The 2,336-nt window shown below is 61.2% G+C and carries 2 protein-coding genes; both read right to left on the bottom strand.

Going from position 1 to position 2,336, the window contains the following annotated elements; all coding sequences use genetic code 11:
• A partial coding sequence (locus tag AC2VNK_RS09375; RefSeq protein ID WP_486883565.1) for an efflux RND transporter permease subunit occupies window positions 1–1,717 on the bottom strand: 1,717 nt, incomplete at its 3' end.
• Window positions 1,714–2,336 (bottom strand): efflux RND transporter periplasmic adaptor subunit (locus AC2VNK_RS09370; RefSeq protein ID WP_486883564.1); only part of this gene is annotated, 623 nt, incomplete at its 5' end. The genes AC2VNK_RS09370 and AC2VNK_RS09375, both read right to left, overlap by 4 nt.

Genomic DNA, 2,336 nt, shown 5'->3' with positions numbered 1-2,336 from the left:
TTTCGAGTTGGGCAAAGGAAATGCCCTGGGGATATTCCAGATTGCCCATGATCATGCCGCTGTCTTCGGTAGGGATGAAGCCCTTGGGCAGCAGGATAAAGAGTCCGATCATGGCCAGCAGGCTCAGCAAGGCCCCGCCATACACCCAGCCGCGATGGCTGAGCGCCACCCGCAGGCTGCGCCCGTACCAGTCGCGCAGGCTAAGGAAACCTCTTTCGAAGCGGCTCTGTCCCTGATGTTTCACCCGCAGATAGCGGGCGCAGAGCATGGGGTTTAGCGTAAGGGATACCAGCCCGGACAATAGGATGACCACCGCGATAGCGACGCCGAACTCGCGAAATAAACGACCGATGATGCCACCCATCACCAGAAAAGGCAGGAAGACCACTGCCAGCGACAGGGTCATGGAAATCACGGTAAAGCCGATCTCGCGGCTGCCAACGATCGCCGCCTGATAGGGCTCTTCGCCATTTTCCTCATGGCGGGCGATGTTTTCCAGCATGACCACGGCATCATCCACCACAAAGCCCACCGCCAGGGTCAGCGCCAGGAGCGTCAGCGTATTCAGGGTGTAGCCCAGCGCGTAAATGATGGCGAAGGTGCCGAGAATGGAGGCGGGAATCGCCAGCGCGCCGATCAGGGTCGGGCTGCCGCGGCGCAGGAAGAGCCAGAGCACCCCGGCCACCAGTATGGAGGCGAGCAACAGGGTGACTTCGACCTCCTCCACCGCCGAACGGATATAGTCGGCCTTGTCATACACCACCGTCATGTGGGCGCCGCCGGGCAGGCTGGCGCTCAGCAGGGGCAGGCGTTTCTGGATAGCGTCAGAGATGGCCACTGTGTCGGCATTGGGTTGGCGCACTACGGCGAGAATCAGGGCGCGCTGCCCCCCCATCCAACTGGCGATCTGATCATTGTCCACGCCATTACTGACCTGAGCGATGTTCGCGAGTGGCACCACCGCGCCGTTGGCGAAGGTGATGGGCATGCCGGCGAAAGCCTGGGCATCATGGAGCTGGCCATGCACATTCACCGCATAATTGCGCACCGCACCCAGCACTGTGCCCTGCGGCAGGTTGACGTTATGACTGGAAATGGCCTGGGTAAGGGCCTGCAGCGATATTCCATGCGCCTGCATGGCAAAGGGGTTGGCGTGAATGCGGACCGCGTAATTCTGCTCGCCGAAGATCAGCACCTGGGCGACACCGGGAATACCGGAAATGGCGGGCACTACCTTGTCTACCGCGTACTGGTTGAGCTGGTAGATAGGCATATTGGGCGCGGCGAGGGCAATAAACTCGATGGGTGCCGCCGAAGGGTTAAGCTGCTTGACGAAGGGCAGGCTGGGTATGCCCGGCGGCAGCAGGTGGGAGGCCTGGGTGACCGCGTTTTCGACATTCTGGGTGGCGACATCAATGTTCTGGCTGAGGTCAAACTGCAGGATGACCCGCGTCGAGCCCTGATTGTTCACCGAGCTCATGGAGGACAAGCCGGGAATGGCGGAAAACTGTTTCTCCAACGGCGTAGCCACGGCGCTGGCCATGGTCTGCGGGCTCGCTCCCGGCAGACTCGCCGCGACCATGACCGTCGGAAAGTCCACACTGGGCAGCAAGGCTACCGGCAGTTTCATAAAGGCAAAAATGCCGTACAGCACTAGTCCGAGAATGAGGACGACCGTCATCACCGGGCGGCGAATGAACAGGGCGGAGAAATTCATGCGGATTTCCTCTGCTGACCCGTATGCGACCCGGTGGCTGCAGGGGGGCCAGTGAGTTCCACCTTCGCCCCCGGATAGAGGCGGGCGGGAAGCGGAAAAATCACCCGAATACTCTTGTCTACGCCCTGTACCACGGCATCCGTGCCCGATTCCCAGAGCACCTGCACCGGCTTATCCACCGCTTTGCCATCTTGCACCACATAGACAAAGGGTCCGCTGCTGCCCTGCTGGACCGCGCCCACCGGCAGCACCGTCGCCTGCGCCACCTGCTGTACCGGCATCTGCACCTGCACATACTGTCCCGGCCAGAGGCCGAGGTTAGCGTTAGGTACGGTAGCCTGCAAACTGATGGTGGCGCTCCCCGCACTGACGCTGTTATCAATGAAAGTGAGCTTGCCCTGAGCGAGTACGATACCCCCCTTCTCGTCGTTAATCGGCAGGGGGATTGCCTGCTGTTGCGCCCGCCGCGCCGCGGTCAACAAGCCCTGGGGAATACTGAAATTCACGGTAATGGGGGCGATCTGGTTGACAGTAGCCAGTTGTGTCTGGTTGGCGATGACCAGGTTGCCTGCCTTGACCTGGGCCAGCCCGATGCGACCGCTGATGGGGGCGACGATGC

The organism is Acidithiobacillus sp. TH-A35 (assembly GCF_057473505.1).
Note: the sequence above shows the minus strand (reverse complement) of the source record. Positions and strands in the feature narration are given on the sequence as shown.